Consider the following 24530-nt stretch of genomic DNA (forward strand, 5'->3'; position numbering starts at 1 on the left):
AATAAAAATATTTTTCGGCGATGTCGAGAAATCGCTCAGGGGCGATTTTCGAGCTAAACTGCTATAAATAAGTATCAAAATGACACATTTAATTACAAGGCTCAGCGTAATTTCGAATCTATACTATTCTATACTTATAATAACACCACTCTGTGTTGCTAGCGATGGTCGCAGACCAAATCTGCTTAAACACAACATTTTCAGCCCCTTATTGACTTTTGTAGCTGATGTTTACATTTTTGTAACATAAAGAATCCAAATTGAACTTCTCCTATCAGTAACCAATAGCTATGAAACATCTTCTACTCGTCATTTTGCTATCGTCATTTTTTACCAGCTACGGGCAAGGTTCCCTCGAATCGGACCGCCTGGCATTAATTGCACTTTATAACTCCACCAATGGCCCTCAATGGATCGAAAAGGCAGGCTGGAACCCAGCAGGAAACCCGGGTGATAGCCCGTGCGGCTGGTGGGGCGTTACCTGCGAAGGCGGACGCGTGACCGGACTGAACCTTAAGGGAAGCGCCCTCGATGGAAGCATTCCCCCGGAGATCGGAAATCTGGACCAGTTGAAAACGTTCATCGTCGACTGGACCATGATTGTGGACAACCAATTTCCAGGTAACACGCAATACCTGCCTCTTCCGACAGAAATTGGCAACCTAACCAACCTCGAATACCTGGACCTTAGTGGCAAGGGCAGTGATTGGCCGTGGGTGGGGGGATTTCCGTTACAAGGCCCACTGCCAGCGAGCCTAGGCAATCTCACCAAGCTGACTTACCTCGACCTGAGTTGCGGCCTGGTGGATATGCAGTATCATGGCCCGCTTGATGGCGCCATTCCGAGTACGCTGGGTAATCTGGTCAATTTGAAACATCTCGACCTGGGCAACCAGCAACTCTCAGGTGCTATCCCGACCGAACTAGGCAACCTTACCAAACTTGAATATCTGAACCTGACCGGTGCCAACAATTTTACCGGTGGCATTCCCGCCTCTTTCAATAACCTGGTCAATCTGAAAACCCTGGGATTGCGCTATTCCAATTGCTGCGACGTCTACTATGGCACGCTCGGCGGCCCAATTCCCGATCTGTCGGGAATCCCGGCTTCCGCTACTGTCGATATCATGTTTAATGCTTTCAATTTTGACGGCATGGATACGAATATCAGCCGACTGGATTGGTACGCATCCCAGTCCGCCATTAAACTGAATGCCACTGTGGGTATCAGTTCCACTTTGCTATCTGCCGAAGCGGGGGGAACTATCGCCAACAATACTTATAAATGGTACAGGGACAATGTACTGATCGCCACGATTATCGGCGACAAAACCTATAACGCCTTCGAGGAGGGTACCTATCACGCTATTGTTAGTAACAGCGCCATACCTGGCCTTGTACTTACCACGCAAAAAGAAGTAGTGACATCCTTGCCGGTTACCCTTGTCTCGTTTTCAGCCAGCAATGAAGGTAACGAGAACAACCTGAACTGGAAAACCAGTTTTGAAAGCAACAGCAAGGGCTTCGATGTAGAACGCAGCTGGAATGGCAACAACTTTGAAAAAGTTGGATTTGTAGCCGGGCATGGCGACAGCAATATAGGTAGCGATTACAGTTTTATAGACAAAACACCGCTTTTCAACAGCTACTACCGCCTCAAACAACTCGATTTCGACGGCAAATTTGCTTATTCAAGCATTGTTTCGGTTAAAAATGCCAACTCGGCGATCGTGACTTATCCTAATCCGGCGACTGACCATTTCTACATCAAAAACCTGAAAGAAAAAGGCGAAGTCGTGATCCGGACCCTCGGCGGGAAAACGATCAGCAGGCAAGTTGCCGAGCCAGGCAAGCCGGTAACGACAGCCGGCATAGTTCCCGGCCTTTACATGGTGACCGTGGCGGGTTCCGTACAGAAGATAGCCATCGGCCAATAGCCTGAGAACGCCTCAATCGCCCTATTCCACTACCCCCAAAATCGCATCATAGATGTATTGCAGGTCGGCATTACTGATGCAATAGGGAGGCACCAGGTAGAGCACATTCCCTAGTGGGCGCAGGAGAATGCCCCGATCGAGCAGCGCTTCGAATACATGCCGGCTTGGGTTCCGGAAGTAGGAATCCTTTCCGCCGGCACCGAGGTTCATGGCAAGGATTATGCCGCATTGCCGTACCGAATGAATGGTCGCGTGCGATGCCACACGCACGCGGAACGCTTCTTGCTGCGCGGCAATCCTGGCAATGGATGCCTGCGTTTCCGCGCTTTTCAGGAGCTCCATACTCGCCAGCGCCGCCCGGCATGCGAGCGGATTGGCTGTAAAAGAATGACCGTGGAACAATGTCCCGTATGCGTTATCGGTGCAAAATGCCTGGTAGATCGCATCCGTGCAGCTGGTAACGCCCAGCGGCATGGTGCCTCCGGTTAATCCTTTGGAAAGGCACATGATGTCGGGCTTTACGGTTAAATGATCAGCCGCGAACATTCGCCCCGTCCGCCCGAATCCGACGAATATTTCGTCCTGAACGAGCAAAATGTGTTTCGAGCGGCAATAGTGCAGCAATGCATCCAGATGCACCGCCTCGTACATCAGCATTCCACCCGCGCCCAGCACCAATGGTTCATAAACAAAGCAGGCAACCTGGTCGGCATGCTGGTCGATGACTGCCTGGATCTCCGGCAGGTTTTCCGCCGTGGGCAGATCGATATGGATTACATCGAAAAGCAATTCGGCAAACGGCTCCGTCCAGCCGCTCCGGCCGCCCACGGCCATCGCCCCGAACGTGTCGCCGTGGTAGCCCTGGCGGAATGCGAGGATTTTGGTTTTCTTCTCGCCCCGGTTGTAAGCATATTGCAAAGCCATTTTCAACGCCACTTCCACCGCCGTGGAACCATTATCGGAGTAGAATACCTTGCGTTGGTTCCCGGGCAGCACCGTGAGCAATTCCTCCGAAAGCGCTATGGCCGACGGATGCGTAAAGCCCGCGAAAATGACGTGCTCCAGCGTACGCAATTGCTCGTACACCTGCTCCGCGATGTACGGATGGGCGTGCCCGTGCAAATTCACCCACCACGACGAGATAGCGTCGATGTAGCGCTTGCCTTTTTCATCATATAAGTAGGCCCCTTCGCCACGCACGATCGCGATGGCTTCGCCCGCGGTTTTGATCGGTGTAAACGGATGCCAGTTCACGGCGCTGTCCCGTTGCCCCCAGGTAAGATGTTGCGTGTTCATTGTGTAACAGGATAACCATGCTCCCTGCGCAGCCGACGGGCGGCGCGGGCAATGCTTTGAGCGTTTAATGTTTTGAAATGCGGTATCGAGAGTACCGTCGCCTGAATATCCGGATAGGAAAGAATAACACGGCGGGTGTCTTCGTCAAACGGCCCGTTGAAAATCAGGTATTTCAAGGGAATGGACCTTTGCCTGAGGGCTTGAATCGATAGCAAGGTATGATTAATGCAGCCCAGATAGTTTCGCGCTACCAAAGCCACCTCCACGCCAAGGCTTTCTATCCAGTCGATCACGCATAGCTGCTCATTGATAGGCACATACAACCCGCCTGCTCCTTCCACGATCAGGTGATTTTCGGTTTCGGGGAGGCCAAGGTCCCCGACGGCAATGCACTTCTGCTCTTTCCGCGCTGCTTTGTGGGGCGACGCGGCCAGCCGGAGGGATACCGCCTCCGCATGCGTAACGATAGCGGGGCCGGTGAGCCCGGCAACCGTTTTCCGGTCGGAGTGATGCAAGGTACCCGCTTGCACGGGTTTCCAATAGTCGGCTTTGAACCATTCGGTGAGAACGGCGGAGCAGACTGTTTTCCCTACATCCGTCCCGATACCGGTGACGAACAAGGTGGTTCTATTCGGTGTCATGGAATGCTTTTAACAAATCGGTAAGTTGTTGGATTTCCGCTTTCGTATTGAATGTATGCAGGCTAACCCGCAGACGTTCGGAGCCGCTTTTCACTGTGGGCGGTCTTACCGCGAAAGTGAACAGCGACTGCGCTTCCAGCATTTCCTTAGCCGCAGCCAGCCGTTCCATCCCCGGACACGGGACAGCCTGGACCGGACTTGCCGCACCGGAAAGCGTCGGTAGTCCGGCTGAAAAAAAGTACCTGATCCGGTCTTGCAGATCGTCGCGCAGGTGAGGATTTGCTTTCAGGAAGGTATAATTGTTCCGGATCGTCGCCGCGAACAGGTCGGGAAGGCCGGTGGTGTAAATGAACGGGGCCGCGAAGTTGACCAGGTAATCCATCACGGTTCCACGCGACAATATGGCCGCTCCGTGCGCACCCATGGCTTTTCCATACGTCACCACGGTCGCGCATACCCGCTCCTGCAACTGCGCGTCGCACACGAGCCCATACCCGAAAACGCCCATCGCATGCGCTTCGTCCACGATCAGCGAAGCCCCGTAACGCTCCGCAAGCGCAACCATCTCGTGCAGTGGGGCAAAATCACCTTCCATCGAGTAGAGACTTTCCACAGCGATCCAGCATTTCCCGCGCGATTTGGCAAGGCGATTCTCCAAATGGTCCAGATCATTATGCTGAAACCGCATCTTGCCTGCAAATGAAAGCCGGCAGCCGTCCAGCACCGACCGATGAACAAACTCGTCGAGCAGGACCGTATCGTTCCTCCCGGGCAGGCAGGAAAATAGCGCCATATTAGCCATGTACCCCGACGGAAACAACAGCGCCCGTTCGGTTCGATGCTCTGCCGCGATAAAATCCTCGACGGAGAGCGTCAATGCCGAATTTCCGCTCACCAGCCGCGATCCGGTGCCCCCGCGCAGCCATTGCGGATTGTCGTTCAGCGAAGCCAGCAGCATTTCATGGCATGCATTGTTGCGGGCTAGCCCAAGATAGTCGTTGGAATAAAAATCGATACCCGGCTGCCTGGTCCGGAGCTCCCGAAGAATCCCCCGTTGCTCCCGGTCCGAAAGGGCTTGCGACAGAAGGGCCAGCACGTCGTCACGCATTAGCCAGTTCGCTTTCCAGGCAGCCCAGCCAACGGTTGAACAGCCCTTGCTCCATTTTCTGCAATATTTCCGCGTGTGCCTGCCAGTCTGCCGAGAATTGGCTCAGCTGTGAACTCATTTCTTCCAGGTGTCCTTCCTCTTCCGCGATGATCGATTTTACGGTTACCGGGTGAGATGCCGCCGAAAGCGCGCGCTGGTAAATGGGGTACAGTTCGTCGGCCCTCACCTCAATGAGGTAGGTCACAAACAAATAAGCGGCATAACGAAGCTGCGCGCCCTTCAATCCAAATACACTTTTAATGTACCGGCTGCATTGAATATCCAGCATGGCAAGGTATTGGCGCGTGGATACCGCGGCAAACAGGTAGCTGTCCGAATAGTCCGGGCAAGCGGCAGGCGCCAGTTTCGAAATCTGTTTTTTCAAAATATAGGCATGCCGGTGTTCCTCGGCGGCGTGTTTCAACTGAATGATCTCCACCAGCGTGTGGTGTTCGCAAGCGGATATCTTTCTCGCACCTGCGTTTTCCAGGTACGACAGGGTATTCAGCCAGCGGGCATGCAATTGGTCCTGCTGTACTATTCGTTGGATCAGGTTATACATAGCTCTTTTTTTTGCCAAAAGTATATCCCGGCCGGACGCCCGAGATGTGCCGGTTTTGATTTTAGAAGTAGTCCGGGACGGGTCAAAACAAAAAAGGGACAAGTCCGCTTGACGGCCGACCTGTCCCTCCTATTTGATGCGCCGTTGCCAGCGCGTATACTTCTATTCGACTACCAGCCAGGTATATCCTTCCGCCGGTATCTCCACTTTATAGTCAACCTCGTAGTTCCGGCCGACCTTATAAGATTGTGCCGCACCTTCCTTCACCCGGATCTTCACCGACTGATCCTTACCCGTGTAATACACAGGCAATTTCACATTCCTGATCATCTTCTCACCTGTCGGATTATACAACATGACCAGCCCTTTCACCGGCAGTTCCGGGTTGACGTGCATAATGCCGTCCCAATCGCGACCATCCGCGCGGCGGAGGTGGATAATGTCGGAATTGAGGATATCGCGGTATTTTTTATACCAGCTCACCACATGGCTAACCGTCTTTTTCGTCTCGTCGGTATCGTACAGGCGCGGGCCTCGGTAGCATGCCTGCACCCCTGCGCCATAGTATTGCATCATCAGTTGTTCGTAGGCATCCAGATGTTCCGACAGCGGTTCAAGCACCGCCTCGGGCCCGCCGCCCTGGTATTTGGTCAGCGGCACAAAACCCCAAACCATCGATGGCGTTTCGTTCCAGGTCGCGTCGAAGATATTCTGGCGGTTAAGGATCTTTTGCTGCTCGCGCGGAAGCGAAAAGTTCACTTCCCGGTAGCCAAGCCCTACTTTGTTGGTCCCATCGAGGAAATACCAGTCGGGGGCATTCACATAAATACCGTTCTCGGCACACCAGTGGTACAGGCCTTTTTGGAGCGCCATTTGCTTCCATTGCGAGTCGGCCAGGCCTTCGTGGCCCGGGTGCGAAGTGGATGCACAAACGTCGCCCGGGTAAGGACCGTCGTTTTCGAAAATATCAAAGCCGGTGTGGCTCATGAATTTTTTGAGCTTGTCCAGGTAAGCCAGCCCCCATTTGCTGCCGAGGCAGGGGGCGTTCTCGAAGAATGCTCCGCCGGTTTTACCTGTTTTAGGATTAATCACATCATCTTCTTCGCTGATCTTCCGCGAGCTGAAAAGCGAATAGCTCCCGATCATGACCTTTTTACTGTGGGCATAATCGGCCAGATCTTTCCATTTTTTAAGGTTTTCGGCCGAAATATCCTCCATGTTGCAGTGGCTCCCGAAGCTTAGGATCAATGCTTCATAACCGGTCGCAGCGCATTGGTCGATCGCCGTGCGTACCTGCTCGTCGTTTTTGCTCACAAGGTGCATAAAAATCGGGTTGACCGTCGTCCACGGCGCAATGGTCCGGTACATCTTACGAACGGCCATTCCCTTGCGCTCGCGGTCATAGCTATCCATCAGGAGCTCATACGTACGGATCGATTCCAGCTTTTCGCCCGCTTTGAGGCGCGTCCCCATCGGTACCTTCGGATGTACTTCGAGCAGGCAGGGAGTCTGGTAATTATAATTGACCTGCGAAGTGTAACTTCCATCGACTTTCCAATGCGTCGCCTGATCGCTCAGCCCGTAACGCATGGCATTGTTGAACGCAAAGTTGTTTTCAATGTACAAACCATTCGGCTTGGCCATTTCTTCCGGCTTGCCCACCACGGCACTCTCCTCCTCGGTCACGGCCAGTATCTCGTTCACGACCTGATCGATCGTCAAATCGCCCTTGCTTTTGTTTTCGATTGTCACCCATTTGGATACCAGCGGAATGCCGTCAAAAATCGCGTAGTGCACATACACGTCCACGCCCGCCAGCGCAGGAAGCGACGAGCCGAAGCGAAATGTCACTTCGCTTCCTGTCGCATCTTTCTTGCTTCCGGCCCACATGGACGTCTTCCATTGCAGGTACGGCGCTATTTTCACGATTTTAAAATCGACGTAGTGAAACGCGCTGTCGGATACTTTCAGCTGGTCGATCCACTGCGGCAGCAGGTAGGCATTCTCTTTTTGTCCGTACAGACCGCCCACATTGTAAGGTACACCATTCAGTGCCACCCTTGCCTCGGGTTTCACTGCGCGAAGCAGCTGCTGTCCGTTCGTGAGGTTCTTGTATTCAATGCAGGCCAGGTCCGGTTTCAGGCGGAACACCCTTCTCACCAGGCCGTTGGACATCACAATATCGCTGCCGGATTGCTCGATACGGGCTTTGGCTGTTCCCGGTTTGATCAGCCAGTCGCCGGCTGCCGGGGTGCCAGCCGACGGAGTACCGGCCGTTTGTCCCCGGGCGGCGAAACTAAGGAGACCCAGTGCTAAAAAAAGGTATTTCATAAAAAGTAATTGGAATTGGTTAAGGGCTGTTTTAAAAGAGTTTATTTTTTCAAAAATACAATAAACATTTCCCGGCATGGCCTGCAAAATGTACGCGCTATCGCGTTAAGTTTAATCCTTATGGCGATAAAGCTGCAAGGTTTCACGCCGTGTGCCATTGGTGATCGGCCGAAGCTGGTTCCTGCCCCCAGGCTTTACGACAGGCGTGGGTAGAAAAGATATCCCGGACACAGCGCATCGATGAACGTCGGTCCGGAACACCTTTTAATGATTACATGCCTTCCAGCGGATCGAACGTACCGTCGCCCCAGCCTTTGGTTTGTTTCAGGTTGGCATTTCCCTGCATCGTAGCCGTGCTCAGCGGCAGGAAATACATGTTTTCGTTATACACCATCGGAGCATTGTCGCGATCGTACAGCGTATAGGTAAACCCACCCGGTTTCGAAGCGTCGGTATTGAGGATCATCGCGTGGCGTTTATTCTTACCCGTCATTTGGAGGTGCATTAACCGCCATCTCCGCAAATCCCAGAGCCGTTTCTGCTCGAATGCAAACTCGATGTAACGCTCGTCCCGGACCGCCTGCCGCATTTCGGCCTGCGTCATGGCCGGGTTCAAACCATAGAGTTTTCCCGATAGAGAGGCGTCACCGGGCGTGGTTTCATTGATTCCCGCACGCTTACGGATCTGTCTAAGCACATCGAATGCCTCCGGCAGCTTGTTCAGCTCCATGGCTGCTTCGGCGTAGTTCATCAGCACCTCGGCATAGCGCATATCGATGTAATCCGTTCCCGAAATCTGCGAATTGGTAATGTCCAATGATTCGTCGATCGCCTTTCTGGAATAGTAGCCGGTGAGGGTACCGTTCTGTTTACCATAAGAATAGCCATTCCCGGACGCATCCGCATTCAGCTCCATGGTTTTACCCAAATACGACGCGCCATTGTAAACGACGGTGGTATAAAACCGGTTGTCGCGGTTCTGCCAGCTTTTGGTCACGTCGCCGGCATATTGCGGATCGTTCCAGGCGGTCTTTTTGCCACTTTTAAGCGGGAATGCGTCTACGAGCTCCTGCGTGGGATGGCAGCCCCCAGTGGCATTGGCCGTAAAATCGATCGGTCTCACGGCTGCGTCGCGGTTCTGGGTGCGGCCGGCAGGGTTCAGGAAGCGGATCGCGAAGATTACCTCCTTGTTCATCTCGGCCAGAAACAATGCCGCATTGCTGTACGTGTCGATCAGCCCGGCCCCCTTGGAGGAAAGGTAGGTCAATGCTTCCTTATTAGCGTCGTAAGCCGCCTGCCAATGCGCGGGATTGTTGCTCGGATTAAACTGCGGGCTGGCACGGAAAAGCAGCACGCGACCTTTCATAGCAAGTGCCGCTCCCTTGGTAACGCGGCCCAAATCAGCCGCCGGATACGATTCCGGCAATTCGCCCACCGCGGTGTTCAGTTCCGAGAGCACGAAATCGAAACATTCCTTGGTCGAGTTACGCGGCACACGCAGGTCGTCGTCGCGCTCCTGCGCAGTGGTGACGAGCGGCACGCCGCCATATCGTTTGATCATCTCAAAGTAAACGAATGCCCGGATAAACCGTACCTGGCCTTTCAGCGTGGTCTTGGTCGCCTGCTCGATGGTACTGGCGGGTTTATCAATCTCCTGCAAAAACAGGTTCATTTTACGGATATCGGCATAAGGCCAGTAGCCTGGCATGCCACCGTTCAGGACATTATCGACCGTGGTTACACCGGAAATCCAGCTATTATTCCGTGAAGCCTCATCGGTCGCATCGGCTACCGTCACGTCCCAGGAAGGCACCGACAAGTACACATTGTTCACAAATGCCGTAGCCAGCGCGGGGTCGGTCCAGACATCTTTTTCCGTGATGGCCGACAAGTTCTTTTTGTCGAGCACATCCTCACAGGACATTAGCCCCAGGGAGGAAGCCAGCATGATAGCGCACAGGTATTGATATGTTCTATTTCTCATTTTTGTCTAAATCTTGGATCAATTGAAATAACCTGCCCGCCGGATCAGAACCTGAGGGACAAACCTGCATTGTAACTTTTCATGATCGGGTACTGGTACACGCCATAAGCCCCCTCGATTGCTTCGGGATCGGAGACTTTAATTTTATCGAACGTCACTAAGTTAGCACCGGACACATATATACGTAACACCCCGATCCCCAGCTTGTTGGTCAAAGCCTTCGGCAGCGAGTAGCCGATCTCGATGTTTTTCAACCGGATGTAGTTACCGTTCATGAGCCAGAATGACGACGGTGCCCTGCTGGCGCCATAACTGCTCGCACCGATGCCGCCAACACGCGGATATCTGGCATTGGGGTTCTCGGGCGACCAGGAATCGGTCCAGATCTTCAACACCGCCTGTTCGTCCCAAAGGTCTCCACGGTTGGGGAACAGCAGCCTGCGATTGGCAACGCCCTGGAACAACACATTCAGATCAAAGCCTTTCCAGCGGCCACCTGTGGTAATGCCGTACATAATTTCCGGGGTCACGCCTTGCCGTGACAGCACAACCATGTCTTTGGAATCGATGGTACCGTCGCCATTCTTGTCTTTCAGGATCACATCGCCCAGCGACCATTCGTAAGTACCCCATTTCGGGAGGTTTTCCAGGTCGGCCTGGGTACGGGCGATGCCCACCGCCTCGTAGCCCGACAAATAACCCATCGGACGGCCCGTCGGAATTTGGTAATCGAATGCGCCCGCCGCATAATCCTGCTGTTTTACTTTGTTACGGGCAAAGCTGAAATTACCGCCCAGGAAGTACTGTAAGCCATTTTTCAGCGTATGGTCATGCCGCGCCACGATCTCGATCCCCTGATTACTCACAATACCATAGTTTTCCTTGGGAAGCGTCGCACCGAAGGTATTGGGGATGGAAATAACCCTCGAGCCGAGGATATCGTAGGTATACTTTCTGAAATAGTCCAGTTCAAAGCTCAGCAATCCTCTCCACAGCGAGCCTTCGAGGCCGATGTCGGTAATGCGCGTTTTTTCCCAGGTAATGTTGTAATTGGGAAGCGCACCCGGAGCAATGCCGGATGTGGCTGAGCCGAACACCGCGCCACCCGCGACGGAAAAAATGCTCTGGTAACCATATTCCGCCACATTTACGCCCCCGTCATTCCCGAGCAGACCGTACGAAGCGCGCAGTTTCAGGTTATCGATGTTTTTGAAATTGTTCTTGACAAACGACTCCTCCGACAAACGCCAGCCGGCTGATACCGACGGGAAGAAACCCCAGCGGCCCTCCGGCGCGAATTTCAGGGAAGCATCCGAACGGAAGTTGGCCTCGAACAGGTACTTTTCATTGTAAGAATAGGTCACACGGCCAATGTAGCCAAGTCTTCCCGTTTCAGATGCACTACCGGTGGCACTCTGGTTTTCACTCGCTGCATTACCAATAAAGAGCTGCTCGATCGTCGGCGTCAGCAATTTGTTCCGCGAGCCGTAAAGGTAGTTACCAGTGCCTTCGGCCTGCTCGTACATACCCATGATCGTCAGAAAGTGCTTTTCATTGAATGTCTTCTCGTATTGCAAGCCGGCATTGAGCTGATAGGAATTCACTTCATTGAAAGAAGCATAAGCGCTGTTCTCCCAGTCGCCCAGCAACAGGCTGTTGGTCACTTCCTCGGTCAGCAGGTGGTTGTGCCCGCCCGTGGTTTTAAACTCTGAAACCGGGTATTTCTTACGGACGGTTTTGTCGTACTCGTAGTATTTGCGGTAATTGAAAGAAACGTTGGCTTTCAGGCCGTCGACGTGCGGGATCGCATAATCCAGCTTCAATATCCCATTGAATGTGTTTTTCCGGATGCTTCTGAAACCGGCGTTATCGATCAGGCCGATGGGGTTCCATTGCTGGAATGCACGGACATACTTATCCCCTATTTTCCAGGGCATGAACGACGGTTTATTCAGCAAGCCGCGATAGAGGTCATACATCCGGTCGTCGTCGCCGCCATCGTAGGGCCAGTAAGGCCGGTCGCGTTTTTGCAGGCTGGCATCGACCATCAACGCCATATTCAGGCCTTTGGCTATTTTGGCATCCACATTGGAGCGGAGGTTGAAGCGGTCGTATTTCAGATTTTTAAACCCGCCGTTCTGGAAGTTGTAGCCCAGGCTCGAAAAATACTTCACTTTTTCGCTACCGCCCGAAACGCTCAGGTTATGCTGAGTAAAAACAGGGTCCTGCCAGGCGCCTTTGAACCAGTCATAGTTGACGTTGTTATTCTTGAAATAGTCGATTTCATCCTGCGTATAATACGAAGGGTCCGTAATGGGCCTGTCATTAAACCGGGCTACATTGTTACGGTACAAGGCGTGTTCATAGGCATTCATGCGCTCCGGTACTTTGCTGGGGGTTTCCTTGCCCACGTACGCACTGTACGTGAAGGTGGGCGCGTCCGCAGAGCCGCGTTTCGTGGTCACGAGGATTACGCCGTTAGCCGACCGTGCACCGTAAACCGCCGCCGAAGTGGCATCTTTTAACACCGAAATACTCTCCACTTCGGTGGGACTGAGCGCTTCGAAATCACCGGGCGTGCGTACGATCCCATCGATCACATAAATAGGGTCTGTTGAATTGAACGTACTTTTACCCCGGATAATCAGCGTACTGCCCGAGCCCGGCGCACCGCTTTTCTGGGTCGCGAACAAACCTGCCACACGTCCCGCCAATGCATTGGTAATGTTGGCCGTGGGCACATTTTTGATGGCGTCGGCAGACACCGTGCTGACCGAGCCAGTCATAGAAACCTTTTTCTGGGCGCCATAACCTACTACCACCACTTCGTTCAGCGCGCTGGCCAGGGGTTCCAGTTTGACGTCAAGGTAAGTCCTGCCTCCGATTTGTACTTCTTTTGAAACAAACCCCACAAAACTGAATACCAGGATCCCCTCGCCGCCTTGCACATCGAGGGAAAACTCCCCTTCGGCATTGGTGAGTGTCCCGTTGGTGGTGCCTTTGAGCAAAATGCTGACACCCGGGAGCGGCACGCCTATCTCATCGACCACCTTTCCCTTCACCGGCGCCAGATTCAGCATCGGCGACTCGTGCACCTCTATCTTCACGGGCGCAGCCGCGGCGGGCATTCGCGAAAGAATGATATGCTTCCCGCTGAGCTCGTATCGGATATTCATCGGCTCAAAAAGCTTGTCGAGCAGGTACCCAAGGGGCGCATTGGTCACTTTCAGCGTCACGAGCTGCTGCGATTGGCCAATCTGCGGCGTATAGGAAAACCGCACATCGGCGATCCTTTCCAGTTCTTTCAGGGCAGGTCTGAGCTTTACCTCGGTCAGGTTCAGGCTCACCCGACGACTCAAAAGCTCCTGTGCCGACAGATCATTAGCCCAGGAAACCCCCATAAACACAAACGCCAGTAACGCCTGAACCAACGATATTTTCATACATTGGAATAGTAAATGTCTTGCTTGTTTCATACTTTTGAATGAGTTGTTCGTTTGGAAAATTCGGACAATAGCGATCCTTACAACCTCTCCGGGATGCTAAGGATTATCACAGGCCAATGATGGAGCAAGCATCATTGGCCATGTTGCTTAAGAAGTATGGGGATGTAGCTATGTTATCATACAGACGAGGGGGGTTGGGTGAAAAGGTTAAGGATTAGGTCAAGTCAAAAATTATATATAGCGTTATGGTTTACATCCGGTGGTGGTGATCACCACCTGGGCATCGATGATCTCATACGACGCCCCGATGGTCTTACAAACCACATCCAGTTTCTCCGGCAGGCTTTCATCCGAAAATGAAGCTGAAAACTGGCAATTGGCCAGCAGTTCGGGGTTGTAGACAACGTTGACCCCGTAAGTTTTTTTGATATCTTCAAAGAACCGGACCGCATAGCCGTCCTCGTATTCGAATTTCGGAAGCGACTTCACCTCTGGGAGCGAAACGGGGTTTTCCACCAACCGCTTGTCGAAGAGCTCCGCCTTTCGGTCGAAAACCACCAGCTGGTTCGGCAACAGCAGAATGGCCGATTGCTTCGGCACGGCTTCTGCCCCATTATTCCTCACATTGTTCTGATAAACAGTAACTTTCCCATTCAACACCTTCACCGTCACATCCGAACCGTCGTCAAAAGCCACCACCTCGAACCTCGTGCCCAATACTTTGGTGACGATCTCGTTCGCATAAACGAAGAATGGCTTGCCGGCATTCGGGACCACATCCAGCGTCGCTTTTCCGGAAAGGTATACACTACGGTTTTCCTGGTTATAGGCAGCCGTAAAACTGACCTCGCTCTGCGGCGCCAGCATGACGGAAGAACTGTCGGGAAGGTAATAAAGCTCCGGCTGCCCCGACTTGTTGGTGTGCCGCGTCACCCGGGAAGTGCTTTCCAATGCGGAAATCGTTTCGGCATAATGCGCCTTGCGGGACGTTTTGGGCCGCCAAACCAGGTAACCCGTCGCCACGACCGCCAGTGCGACAACCGCAGCGGCCGCTATCCGGTACCAGCCAGTCTGCCGGAGCGGCTTCACCGGCGCGTCCTCCTCGCGCAGGCGCGTATCCTGTATGCCTGCGTCGTAGGCCTCCGCGGTACGCATGATCCTGTCGAGCAACCGCACCTCCTCTTCCTCGGACAGATACGTTCTCGAATAGCTCGTCAGCCCCAGCAACACTGCATGGAGGAGTTCCCCGGCCTGTTGCCATGCTGTATGCTTGTGCGGATAAGTCCGGAGATATTCTTCCCAAAACGCCTCCGAATCCGTTGACGGAGCCAGATGATGCCTCAGAAAGCGATCGTCCGTGACGAAATCTACCATTCCAAAATGTTCGTATGTGCTGTCCACTGTGAGATTGTTTTACAGTTAGATAACACATCCTTCATTTTCATACTCGGCAGGATGAATAAATTTTTAAAAAAATTTTAAAAGTACCGGGAGTTACAAAATATTATTTTCAAAACAGGCAGTATTGAAAAAGGAAAAGGGCTACCAAAAGCCAGCCACGTAGTTTTTCCATCGCCCGGAACACCAGGTTATGAGCCGACTGGGTATTCACTTCCAGCACCTGCCCTATCTCGTGGTAATCCATGTTCTCGACAAACCGAAGCCTGATCGCCTCCTGCTGGCGGGGCGGCAGCTGGCCGATAAGGCGGGTGAGCAATTCCTCCCTGCTCGCCGATTCTTCCTTTTGCGTCAGGATATCTTCCGCCGAAGATTCGAACCACAGGTCTTCGAAATGCTCCTGCGTCACAAACATATGCGGGCGCTCCTGCCGTTTCAGCAAATGCAATATCCTGTTTTTCAGTGCGACGAACAGGTACGAACGGATGTTGTCGGGAACGCTCAGCCGGTCGCGTTTGATCCAGATTTCCGCAAATACATCGTGAATGCAGTCTAGGACGAATTCCTCCGAAATGGACACCAGGCTCATCCCATAGCGGTACATCGCCTTCACATGCAATCCGTAGATCGCCGCATAGGCTTCTTTGCTGCCGGAAAGGAGCTCTTTCCAGTGCGTTGCTTCATCTGTGGGTTCGCCAACCATTACCTGGATATTTTTTGCAGGTAAAGTGAAAGAGAAAAAATTTTAAATACAAAAAAAACTCACGATTTGGGGAAATGCCCCTGTTCCCGCGCGCGGCACGGTTTTTGTACAAAAATTGATCGCGCCAATTCCTGACTTCATACTCAACCACTTTTACCTCAGACACTTATGAAAAACCTATCCATTTTGCTCGTGAGCATCAGTTTGCTCCTGCCGGTTACCGGCATGTGTCAAATCGCCCAGGGTCTTCTGGTTTCCGCTACGGACGAAAGGCCCATCAAAGGGGACGCAGGATATTTCTTCTCGCTCAGGCAGGTCCCGCTGTCGGAGAAACATTACATTTTCCTCGCAGATCCGCTGAAAAGAGCTGTTTATGTAGACGGCGGCAAGAATATCCTGCTAAGCCACACCATGACTGTCCGCAGTGCCAAAGGTTTCGATATGTATTTTTCCGCAGTCGATTACAACCTTATTCTGGCTGTGAAGGAAGCAAAGGAAATCGTGGAAGGGACCACCGGATACAGGGGAACGTTATCGATCCGGCACGGTTCTGAAAAACACAAACTGGCCGTTCATGGTTTTCAGAACCGCTGATTAAATGTGGCTTAGTTGACCAGCTCAATCTTCCCACCTGCCGGGGCACTGAACGTGATCAGCTTTCCGTCGTCTTTTATTTTCCGTACGCCGCTGGCCATGGTTATTTTGAAACCCGGGGCCGGTAATTTCAATGAAAATTCTCCTGCTTTCTCGGCCAGGAGGCTGATTTGAACGATGCGCCCATCTTTCTTTTCGGCACTTACCAGCACTGCTCCCTCGGCGCGGAGGTTGCTGAATGAGGCGTCGTTCCAGTCTGCGGGCAATGCGGGCATGACCTCTATGGCGCCGGCGTAGCTTTGCAGCATCATTTCCTGCAAGCCCGAGGCAAATGCAAAGTTGCCTTCCAGGGTGAACGGACGGTAGGTGAATTTGGAAAGCCCGGATTTCGTCTGGTCGCCATTGGCATGGAAGCTGTTGGGCAAACAGAACGCCCTCGCAAAAGTCGCCAGCGCGTCCCTGGCCCCCGCGCCATCCTTCGCACGTGCTTTCAGGTTCGCGAGCCAGGAGTAAGAATACCCGCACCACCAGTCAGGTCCCACTTTGTCGAGCAGGGCGATGGTGTTCGTAATCGTTTTCCGGGCCTGTTCCCCATCTTCCCATTTGATCAATCCCAGCGGATGGATCGCCATCAGATGCGAAAAATGCCGGTGCGATTCATTGTAGGGCAAAGTACGGGCAAACATGAGTTCGCTGTTTTCGGTCTGAGCAAAATCCGGGAATTCGGCCAGCAGCTTGCGCCACTTTGCGGCCTGCTGCTTGTCTCCCATGGCCTCCGCCAACTCTGCGCCGCCCCGGAATGTGAACTTCATGATGGCCAGGTCATAATTGGTCGTTTCAGGGAACCACGCTTCCAGGCGATTGTCCCGGATCTCCGGGCTGGAACTGATGGGCAGGTGCCGCTCGCCTCTTTCGTTTTTGATGGTAATATTTTCAAATAAAGTGCAGGTCTGCTTGAACCACGGGTAAGCGCGCGTTTTCAGGAAATCCTTATCCATACCGTACCGCCATTGCAGGTAATAATGGTGCGCCAGCCAGCCCGACACCGTGGGAGAAAGCGAGTACTGGATCCAGCCGCCCATTTCGGTGCCGTCGAGGGTAGTCACACCCGGTACTGCCAGTCCGTCGACGCCGAAATACAGTTTGGAATAGCGCAGGTAATTGTCCTTGTTTTCGTCGAGGTGGTCGAGATAACCCAGGGCTTCCTCCATATGGTTACCGCTGTATGCCGGCCAGTAGCTGAGCTGCGTGTTCAGGTCATGGTGGTAATCGCCCTTCCATGGCGGGATGCGGCCGTTATCTGCCGTCCAGACGGCCTGCAAAGAGATCGGAGGCGCGCCGCGACGGGCGGCCGATCCGAACTTGTATTGTTCCAGATACCATTGCTTTTCAATGAGCGGGTCGGGCACCGAAATGGCCGACATGCCCCAAAAACGATCCCACCAGGCCTGATGCGACGTACCAGCGGTTGCATAGGTTTGTTTCAATGCATTTTGGACCAGTGCGGACGCCGCGGGCTTTGCAGGAGCCTTCGGATAATGCGAAGAAACGCTCCACACCCCTTCTACTACCCCATTTTGCAAAGGCTTCCAACGCACGGCGACCTCATAACTGAACCCACCCCAGCCTTCCTGCCGATAGGTAATACTGCCCGGCCCCGGCGTAATGGTACCCTGTTTGTAGCCCAGGCGCGCGAGGTCGTCGCCCACGAGGGAGTTCACCGTGCCGCCCTCTTTCACCGCTCCGGTATATTTCGGCGCGACGATCTGCGGCACCAATTCCTGCGGCAGGTTTTCAAACCGGAACCAGCCTACCGGCTCGGTAGCGTGCACAAATGTTTTCAACACAACGCCATTCGACCATTCCACTTCGGCGGAGGCCGACGCAAGTAATACGTCGGCCCGCTTTACCTGCCATCCGCCCGGCAAATCGAATTCCAATGCACCCGCCGGGATTTTGGACGGAGCCGGCTCCCGGTCGTAGGGCGCATCGAAATACTGCTGAACCGGCTTGTAATCCTTTTTACGGACCTGTTCCTGAACCCATTTGTAGCTGAATTCTTCACGATGCAGGCCCGCCATCGGGCGCATATCCCATACATCGGCGCGATCGAGCGAGAAGCGCAGCCTGCCTTCCCGCTCCCAGATCAGCGCCCCGACGGTACCGTTGCCCAGCGGAAGCGCCTCATCCCACACTTTTGCCAGTTTTTCAAAATGAAGATTATGCTGCTTCGCCGGTTGCGCGCGGACCGTCGTTGAAAACGGCCACACACACGCCAGCAGGATCGGAAGACAAATACGGCGTTTAATATCCCTCATTTTGTTTCAATGCTGTGTTAATATCCATTTCGCTTTGCGAGAACGGCCAAATATAGAACTTATCGTCCCATTTCAACCGGATGTTGCTGTGGATCAACTTATCGTTGATATCCTTCCCAATGCGCCACCGAACGACGTCAAAGAGTCGCAGGCCCTCGAATGCAAGCTCCCGCCTGCGCTCCTTACGTACGAGCGCACGGGTGAGCGTTGCGAGCGCAGGCACGCCCGCGCGGGTGCGGATCGCATTCACGTACGAGAGCGCCTTGGCGTCGGTGGTCGTGCCGCCGGCCTTTTCCATCTGCGCCTCGGCGTTCATCAGGTAAATATCCGATAGCCGGAAAAGCACAATGTCGTGGCCCGTAAGGATATCCCGCTCGCTGGGAATGAAGCGCCCCGGGTCCCAGATCGCCGCAAACTTGATCAGGCCATAATTGGTGGCCGTAAACTCCGTTTGGAATTTGAACCCGTCCTCACGTTCGAAAGTTGTCTTGTTGGGAGAATAGTAATACCACTTTTTCAAACGGAGGTCGCCGGTCTCATATTCATCGATCAGGTCCTTGGTGGGAGCCAGACCTCCCCAGCGGAAAAATTCCACTTCCTGGCCACCGTCGTTCGATTGGCGACCGTCGCGGGTTTCGATATATTTAATGGAAAAAATGTTTTCAGGGCACGTTGCCTGACCCTTTCCTTTGATGAACGGCGATTCGAGATCAGCAGCGAGGGAATATTTATTGGAAGTAATAATGGAGGAAGTCAATGCAATCACCTCATCCCATTTACCCTGATACAATGCAATGCGTGCCTGCAACGCCTGGGCGCTGGTTTTCACGGCATGCCCAGATTTGTAGGCGTCGTCGGGAAGGTTAGCCACCGCAAAGCCCAGGTCCTCCCCGATGAATTTATACACTTCCTCTTGGGTGGATTTGGCGATTTTCAATTGCTCGATATCGGAAGGGACCTCTTTATAGATCACTACCCCGCCCCAGCGCTGCGCCAGTTCGAAATAGAACATCGCCCGCAGGAAACGCGCCTCGGCTTCGTAGACTTTGGCAGCGGTGGCGGGCAAAGCCACTTTGGTGAAGTTTTTGAGGAAAGTATTGCAGCTCGCAATGCCCGTGTAGCAGGACGTATATAGCGCCTGCGGTGCGCCAGAGTTGGCCGGATCGAGCGTGCCCGACTGCATGAGGCGGATATCGCCGTAATGCTGCGCCCAACCATTGTCGACGGCAGCGTCCCAGTAGCTGCGGTGCCAGGTCACATAGGTGCCTTTCAGGCGGGCATAGCATCCTGCCAGGCCCATTTGCACATCGCCCTCCGAAGTCCAGAACTGCCCTGCGGCAATTTCCTGCGGCGGGTTTTTATCCAGAAAATCATCGCTGCAACCCGTCAGCGTGGCTACGAACAAAGCCGGCAAGAGAATATGGTTCAGAAAAGTTTTCATATGGTGTATATCTTTTAAATCGAATGACATCTTTTTATACCAATCAAAATCTCAGGTTGAGGCCCACCGAATAGACTTTCAGCTGCGGGTATTGTGCATGCCAGCCGTCTCCTGCCCGCTCGGGATCGAGGTCGGGGTATTTGGTGAATGTGAGAATGTTGTCGCCGGTGAGGAATACTTTCAAGTGGTTAATACCCACTTTTTTGGTAACCGAAGCAGGGATCGTGTAGCCGATCTGCAAGTTTTTCAGGCGCAGGTACGAAGCATCTTTGAGGAAATAGGTCGAGTTCTGTGCCGTGCCGCCGGTCATAGGCGCATATCCCCAGCCGTAGATGGCCGGTATGTCTGAATTCGGATTGGTTACAGGATCGTACGCATTCAGGAATTTCGGATGCGGGGAAGATCCTTGGGAGAATGGGTCCTCGCCAAAGAAATAAGTCCTGACTTTCTGGCCCTGAACACCCTGGAAGAAAACGGCGAGGTCGAAGTTTTTCCATCTGACATTTCCTCCGAAAGAATAAATAAAGCCGGGGTAAGCGCCCTTCACGCGAATGCGGTCGTCGCCGTCGATTTTACCGTCGTTATTCTGGTCTTTGAATTTAATGTCACCTAACTGCGGGTTACCCGGCGTAACCACTGCCTTCAACTCTTCTTCGGATCTGAAAAGACCGGTGTATTCATACAAATAATAGTCACGATAAGGTAAGCCTTCTTTGATGATGCGATCGCCGTACGCTGGGGCGGGGTACTTCACTACTTTGTTACGGTTCGCCGAGACCTGCGCATTGACACCATACTCCACCGCGCCTGCCTTGCCTTTGTGCCCCAGCTCAACTTCTACACCATAATTCCGAAGCGCACCGTAGTTAATGGTCGGGGCTGACATCCCGGCACTGGCGGGGATGATAGCGCCAGCCAGGATTCCGGTCGTGGATTTGTTGTACCAATCGACGGTACCATAGATTAGGTCATTTTTGAGGTTAAAATCCAGCCCGATGTCCGCGGTCTTGGTCTCTTCCCATTTCAATTCCCGGTTACGGTAGGCATTCTGAAAAACACCCTGATTCAACACCTCATTAAATGCATAAGTGGCTGTTACATAAGTTTCCTGCCATGGATATTCACCGATATTGGCATTCCCGAGCAACCCGTATGATGCCCTGACTTTCAGGTTGTCGATCCAGTTGGCGCCGTCCCGTATAAATGCCTCTTCACTGATCCGCCAGGCGGCCGAAGCGGATGGAAAAAATCCCCAGCGACTGTCTTTGTAAATGCGGGAAGTACCATCATACCTGAAATTGGCTTCAAACAAATACTTCTGCGCGAATGCATAGGTAGCGCGGCCGAAGAGCGACTGGAAGGCCCATTCGGTCAAGCCGCCGGTGGTAGTCTGGTTTAAAGGGCCCATACCATCGATCTCGTACATATTCTTCACGGGAAATACACTGCGGGTGCCACCCAGCCAACGGTATTTTTGCTCCTCCTGGCTGTACCCTACCATGAGTGAAATGTCCTGCCGGTCGGGATTCCAGTTCCAGTTCACCGAAGAATAGAACGTATTCAGCAGCGTGCGGAAATTGCCCTGGTTTACACCCAATGCTTCCGGCCCGAACGGGGTACCTTTCTGGTACACGTTGGCGCCGCCGGGCGTGTATTCGCTTTCAGGAAGGTAATAGTATGCATCCGCGCCGTAATGATAGATATTACGGAACTGCTCGGCGAACCGGGAAGCATATTTAGAGCTCCATTTCAAACCCATTTTTTCGGTTTGCAGGAAATTCACGTCGAGCCAGCCCTGCACGTTGGCCTGCCAGTCTTCATAATCCCGGTAGGTTTCGTTGGCGATCCAGAACGGGTTGCGGTTGTTCTGCGTACCGCCGACACCGGTGGGCACGGCTTTGTCGGTGTAGCGGCCGCTGCCATCGGGCAGGTAAGGCTTCACAAGCGGCGCCTGGGTCATGGTCATGAGGACGAAATTCTGGTTTTCATAATAGGGAGAAACCGAATTGCCCTTCATGTAACTCACGTTGGTACCGACTGTAATGTACTTGTTGATCGTCGTCGAGAGATTGGCCAGTCCGTTGAAGCGCTTGTAGTTATGGCCCATCAGCACGCCTTTCTGGTCGATGATACCCGCCGACATATTGTATTTAAAAGCGTCGGAACCGCCATTCACGCCGACATTATGCTCCTGCATCGGGGCCGATTTCCAGACGGCATCCGCCCAGTTGTAGTCCGGGAACATTTCCTTGTTACGGTTGGGGTCCTTGTACTTGTCGATCAGCGACTGCGGAAAAGGCACCGCGCTAACGGCGTTCCGGGCTACGGCTTTGTTGAAAAGCTCCATATACTGCGCCGAATTCCATATCTGGTTAGGCACACCCGTGGGCGACTGCGTCCGAAGGGACATATTGTAGGTCAATGCCGGCTTGCCTTTCTTCCCCTGCTTGGTGGTCACCAATATCACCCCATTCGCAGCCCGCGCGCCGTAGATCGACGCCGACGCAGCGTCTTTCAATACCGAAATGCTTTCAATATCCGACATGGGTAGCACATCCAGCGAACCGACTACACCATCGACCAGCACCAGCGGGCTCGTGTTGGTTCCCCAGGAGCTGGCCCCGCGGAGTTGCAGCGAAACGCTCTCGCGGCCGGGCATACCCGTGCCCTGGCTAATGCGCAAGCCCGTAACCTGCCCCTGCAATGCGGCGAGGCTGTTGCTTACCTGGCGGCTCTGCATATTGTCGACATTGACACTCGCGACCGATCCAGTGAGGTTTACCTTCTTTTGCGTTCCATAACCCACCACGACTACTTCTTCCAGCGCTTTTTCGTCCACTTTCAGCGAAACGTCCAGGGCTGTACGTTCCGGAGAAACCAGTATTTCCTGCGAAATGTAGCCCACCGAAGAGAACACGACCGTCTGGGCACCATCAGGCACCAGCAGACTGTAACTTCCGTCGGCATTCGTCACGGCCCCACGCTGGCTGCCTTTGATTACAATATTGATCCCCGGCAGTCCTTCCCCTTTTTCTCCGGTGACTTTGCCCACCAGCGACCTGTCTTCCACCACTGTCGCGTACTTCACCGCATTCAGGTCCGGTGCCGGCTCCACGGCATTGATCACTTCCGGTTGGCTTCGCAGCACAATGCGGTTGCTCACCTGCTTGTAGCTGATTTTGTTGGGCAATAAGAGCTTGTCGAGCACTGCGGCAAGCGGTTCATTCTGCGCATTGAGGCTCACCGTGAATTTCAGCGGCAGCATGCGCGAGTTGTAGGAGAACTTGATTTCAGCCGTTTTTTCCAGCTGCTGTAATGCGCTGCCCAGTGTAGCGCGGTTGAGATTCAGCGTAACTCTTTTTTCCAGGAGGTTCTGACCGGCCAGCGGTCCGGCCATTGCCAGCTGGGCTACGACAATCAAAAGGACGATTTGTTGTAACGACTTCATTAAGAGTTGACACAATAAGCGTTTGGCAGTCAAAGTTTTCTTCATAGATTTGACGGTTTATTGTTTCGATTCGACAGAAAAATTGGGCAATAACACCCCACTCCCAGGGCGTAATGCAATCGGAGTTGTGGATTTCGGGAGCCGGCCTGCTGCAACCAGTCCGGCTCTTTTTTGTATACAGGTTGGTTAATTCATAGGCGGATCATTAATTACATCCGGTAGATTCTACAATCACGTGGTTTCCTTCCATGCGGAACTGCGTACCGGAGCTGATACTTTCGCAGACGATTTTCAGTTTCGACAAAAGTGGTTCATCGGACAACGAGGTGGAAAGGTAACAGTCGCGTAAAACATCGTGGGGATAATCGATCGTCACGCCGTAAGCACTTTCCAGGGTCGAGAAAATCGTCCCGACGGGTGCATCGGAGAAATCAAAATTCAGGTATTCAATAGCCCTTTTAGGGATATCCTTATTTTCGGGTTTTTCGAAAAGGCTGCGGGATTTAACATAACTGACCGACTGGTTGGGAAGCAAAACCACATTCTCGGCCGCCTTGCTATCTTTCGGTTTGATCTGCCGGACATGCACTTCCCCTGTTTTAACAAATACCTCCACTTCCGGCTGGTCGTCGGCCGCTTTGACGCGGAAGCTCGTCCCTACCACCTCCGTGACAATATCGTTGGTGTAAACCAGGAACGGGCGCAGCCGGTTTTTACTCACTTCAAAAAACGCCTCACCCGACAAATGCACCTCACGTTTTTCCACGGCAAACTTCCGCGGGTAGCTCAGCTTTCCCCCTGGTTGCAGGATGATCGTACTACCGTCTTCCAAATTCACGAGGCGAGGTACTTTGGAGTCATTGTAAATACCAATATCTCTGCTTCCGGGTAAGGCAGCCGACGGCTTGCGTACAGCAATGTCCGTTCCGGCGGAATACCGGCGCGCAGCGTACCAGCCCAGGCCGAGTGCAAACAGCAGGACAGCGGCCGCCACACGCCACCAGCTAGCGAACGCGAGAGGCCGCACGCGGTGCTCATGCTCGTGGATCCGCCACCAGGTCTCTTCAAGCGCCTGATCGGTTTCTCTGGCTGTGGCACCGGGAGCATCGCTGCCGATCGCCAGGACCAGGTAACGCGCTTCCTGTACCAGCCGTTGTTTATCGGCATTTGCTTCGAGCCATTGCACCCAGCCGGCATGATCACGTCCTGTGATAACCCAGTCCCGGAACAATGCATCGTCACAAAATTGCGTAACGGTAGTATAGCTTTCTCGCTGCATGAAGT

The 24530-nt window shown here is 53.3% G+C and carries 15 protein-coding genes; 2 read left to right on the plus strand and 13 right to left on the minus strand.

Going from position 1 to position 24530, the window contains the following annotated elements; all coding sequences use genetic code 11:
• The first annotated feature begins 290 nt into the window (after positions 1-290).
• The gene (locus J7619_RS00405; RefSeq protein WP_291192774.1) at positions 291-1937 is read left to right on the plus strand and encodes a hypothetical protein; all 1647 of its coding nucleotides are present in this window, start codon (positions 291-293) and stop codon (positions 1935-1937) included.
• Positions 1938-1958: 21 nt separating this feature from the next.
• On the opposite strand, the gene bioA is transcribed toward J7619_RS00405, so the two are convergent.
• From bioA to J7619_RS00450, 9 genes are all read right to left on the minus strand, one after another.
• The gene (gene bioA / locus J7619_RS00410; RefSeq protein WP_291192776.1) at positions 1959-3233 is read right to left on the minus strand and encodes an adenosylmethionine--8-amino-7-oxononanoate transaminase; all 1275 of its coding nucleotides are present in this window, start codon (positions 3231-3233) and stop codon (positions 1959-1961) included.
• A complete protein-coding gene (gene bioD / locus J7619_RS00415) occupies positions 3230-3874 on the minus strand; it encodes a dethiobiotin synthase (RefSeq protein ID WP_291192778.1) in 645 nt (214 codons plus the stop codon). The genes bioA and bioD overlap by 4 nt, the downstream gene beginning before the upstream one ends.
• Positions 3861-4982, minus strand: coding sequence for an aminotransferase class I/II-fold pyridoxal phosphate-dependent enzyme (locus tag J7619_RS00420; protein ID WP_291192780.1), 1122 nt, complete (start codon positions 4980-4982; stop codon positions 3861-3863). The genes bioD and J7619_RS00420 overlap by 14 nt, the downstream gene beginning before the upstream one ends.
• Positions 4975-5583 (minus strand): hypothetical protein, encoded by a 609-nt coding sequence (locus J7619_RS00425; protein WP_291192782.1) that lies wholly within the window; start codon positions 5581-5583, stop codon positions 4975-4977. The genes J7619_RS00420 and J7619_RS00425 overlap by 8 nt, the downstream gene beginning before the upstream one ends.
• A gap of 162 nt (positions 5584-5745) precedes the next feature.
• On the minus strand, positions 5746-7914 hold the full coding sequence (locus tag J7619_RS00430; protein ID WP_291192784.1) for an alpha-galactosidase: 2169 nt from the start codon (positions 7912-7914) through the stop codon (positions 5746-5748).
• A 271-nt stretch (positions 7915-8185) separates the two neighbouring features.
• The gene (locus tag J7619_RS00435) at positions 8186-9898 is read right to left on the minus strand and encodes a RagB/SusD family nutrient uptake outer membrane protein (protein WP_291192786.1); all 1713 of its coding nucleotides are present in this window, start codon (positions 9896-9898) and stop codon (positions 8186-8188) included.
• Positions 9899-9942: 44 nt separating this feature from the next.
• Positions 9943-13341: a TonB-dependent receptor gene (locus J7619_RS00440; protein WP_291192788.1), complete on the minus strand. Its 3399-nt coding sequence runs from the start codon at positions 13339-13341 to the stop codon at positions 9943-9945.
• 246 nt (positions 13342-13587) lie between these two features.
• Entirely contained in the window at positions 13588-14745 is a 1158-nt protein-coding gene (locus J7619_RS00445; RefSeq protein WP_291192790.1) for a FecR family protein, read from the minus strand.
• Between the two features lie 109 nt (positions 14746-14854).
• Complete coding sequence (locus J7619_RS00450; RefSeq protein ID WP_291192792.1) at positions 14855-15445, minus strand: RNA polymerase sigma factor; 591 nt, start codon at positions 15443-15445, stop codon at positions 14855-14857.
• Between the two features lie 168 nt (positions 15446-15613).
• Here J7619_RS00450 and J7619_RS00455 point away from each other — a divergent pair, with 168 nt between their 5' ends.
• Positions 15614-16039 (plus strand): hypothetical protein, encoded by a 426-nt coding sequence (locus J7619_RS00455; RefSeq protein ID WP_291192794.1) that lies wholly within the window; start codon positions 15614-15616, stop codon positions 16037-16039.
• Positions 16040-16050: 11 nt separating this feature from the next.
• Here the strand turns inward: J7619_RS00455 and J7619_RS00460 are convergent, their stop codons facing one another.
• The 4 genes from J7619_RS00460 to J7619_RS00475 all read right to left on the minus strand — a co-directional run bounded on the left by J7619_RS00460 (position 16051) and on the right by J7619_RS00475 (position 24525).
• Entirely contained in the window at positions 16051-18357 is a 2307-nt protein-coding gene (locus J7619_RS00460) for a glycosyl hydrolase family 95 catalytic domain-containing protein (RefSeq protein WP_291192796.1), read from the minus strand.
• Complete coding sequence (locus J7619_RS00465) at positions 18344-19798, minus strand: RagB/SusD family nutrient uptake outer membrane protein (RefSeq protein ID WP_291192798.1); 1455 nt, start codon at positions 19796-19798, stop codon at positions 18344-18346. Before J7619_RS00465 ends, J7619_RS00460 begins: the two co-directional genes overlap by 14 nt.
• 43 nt (positions 19799-19841) lie before the next feature.
• Complete coding sequence (locus tag J7619_RS00470; protein WP_291192800.1) at positions 19842-23246, minus strand: TonB-dependent receptor; 3405 nt, start codon at positions 23244-23246, stop codon at positions 19842-19844.
• 205 nt (positions 23247-23451) lie between these two features.
• Complete coding sequence (locus tag J7619_RS00475; protein WP_291192802.1) at positions 23452-24525, minus strand: FecR family protein; 1074 nt, start codon at positions 24523-24525, stop codon at positions 23452-23454.
• Positions 24526-24530: the final 5 nt, after the last annotated feature.

The sequence above is a fragment of the Dyadobacter sp. genome, assembly GCF_017744695.1.
Classification (GTDB): Bacteria; Bacteroidota; Bacteroidia; order Cytophagales; family Spirosomataceae; genus Dyadobacter.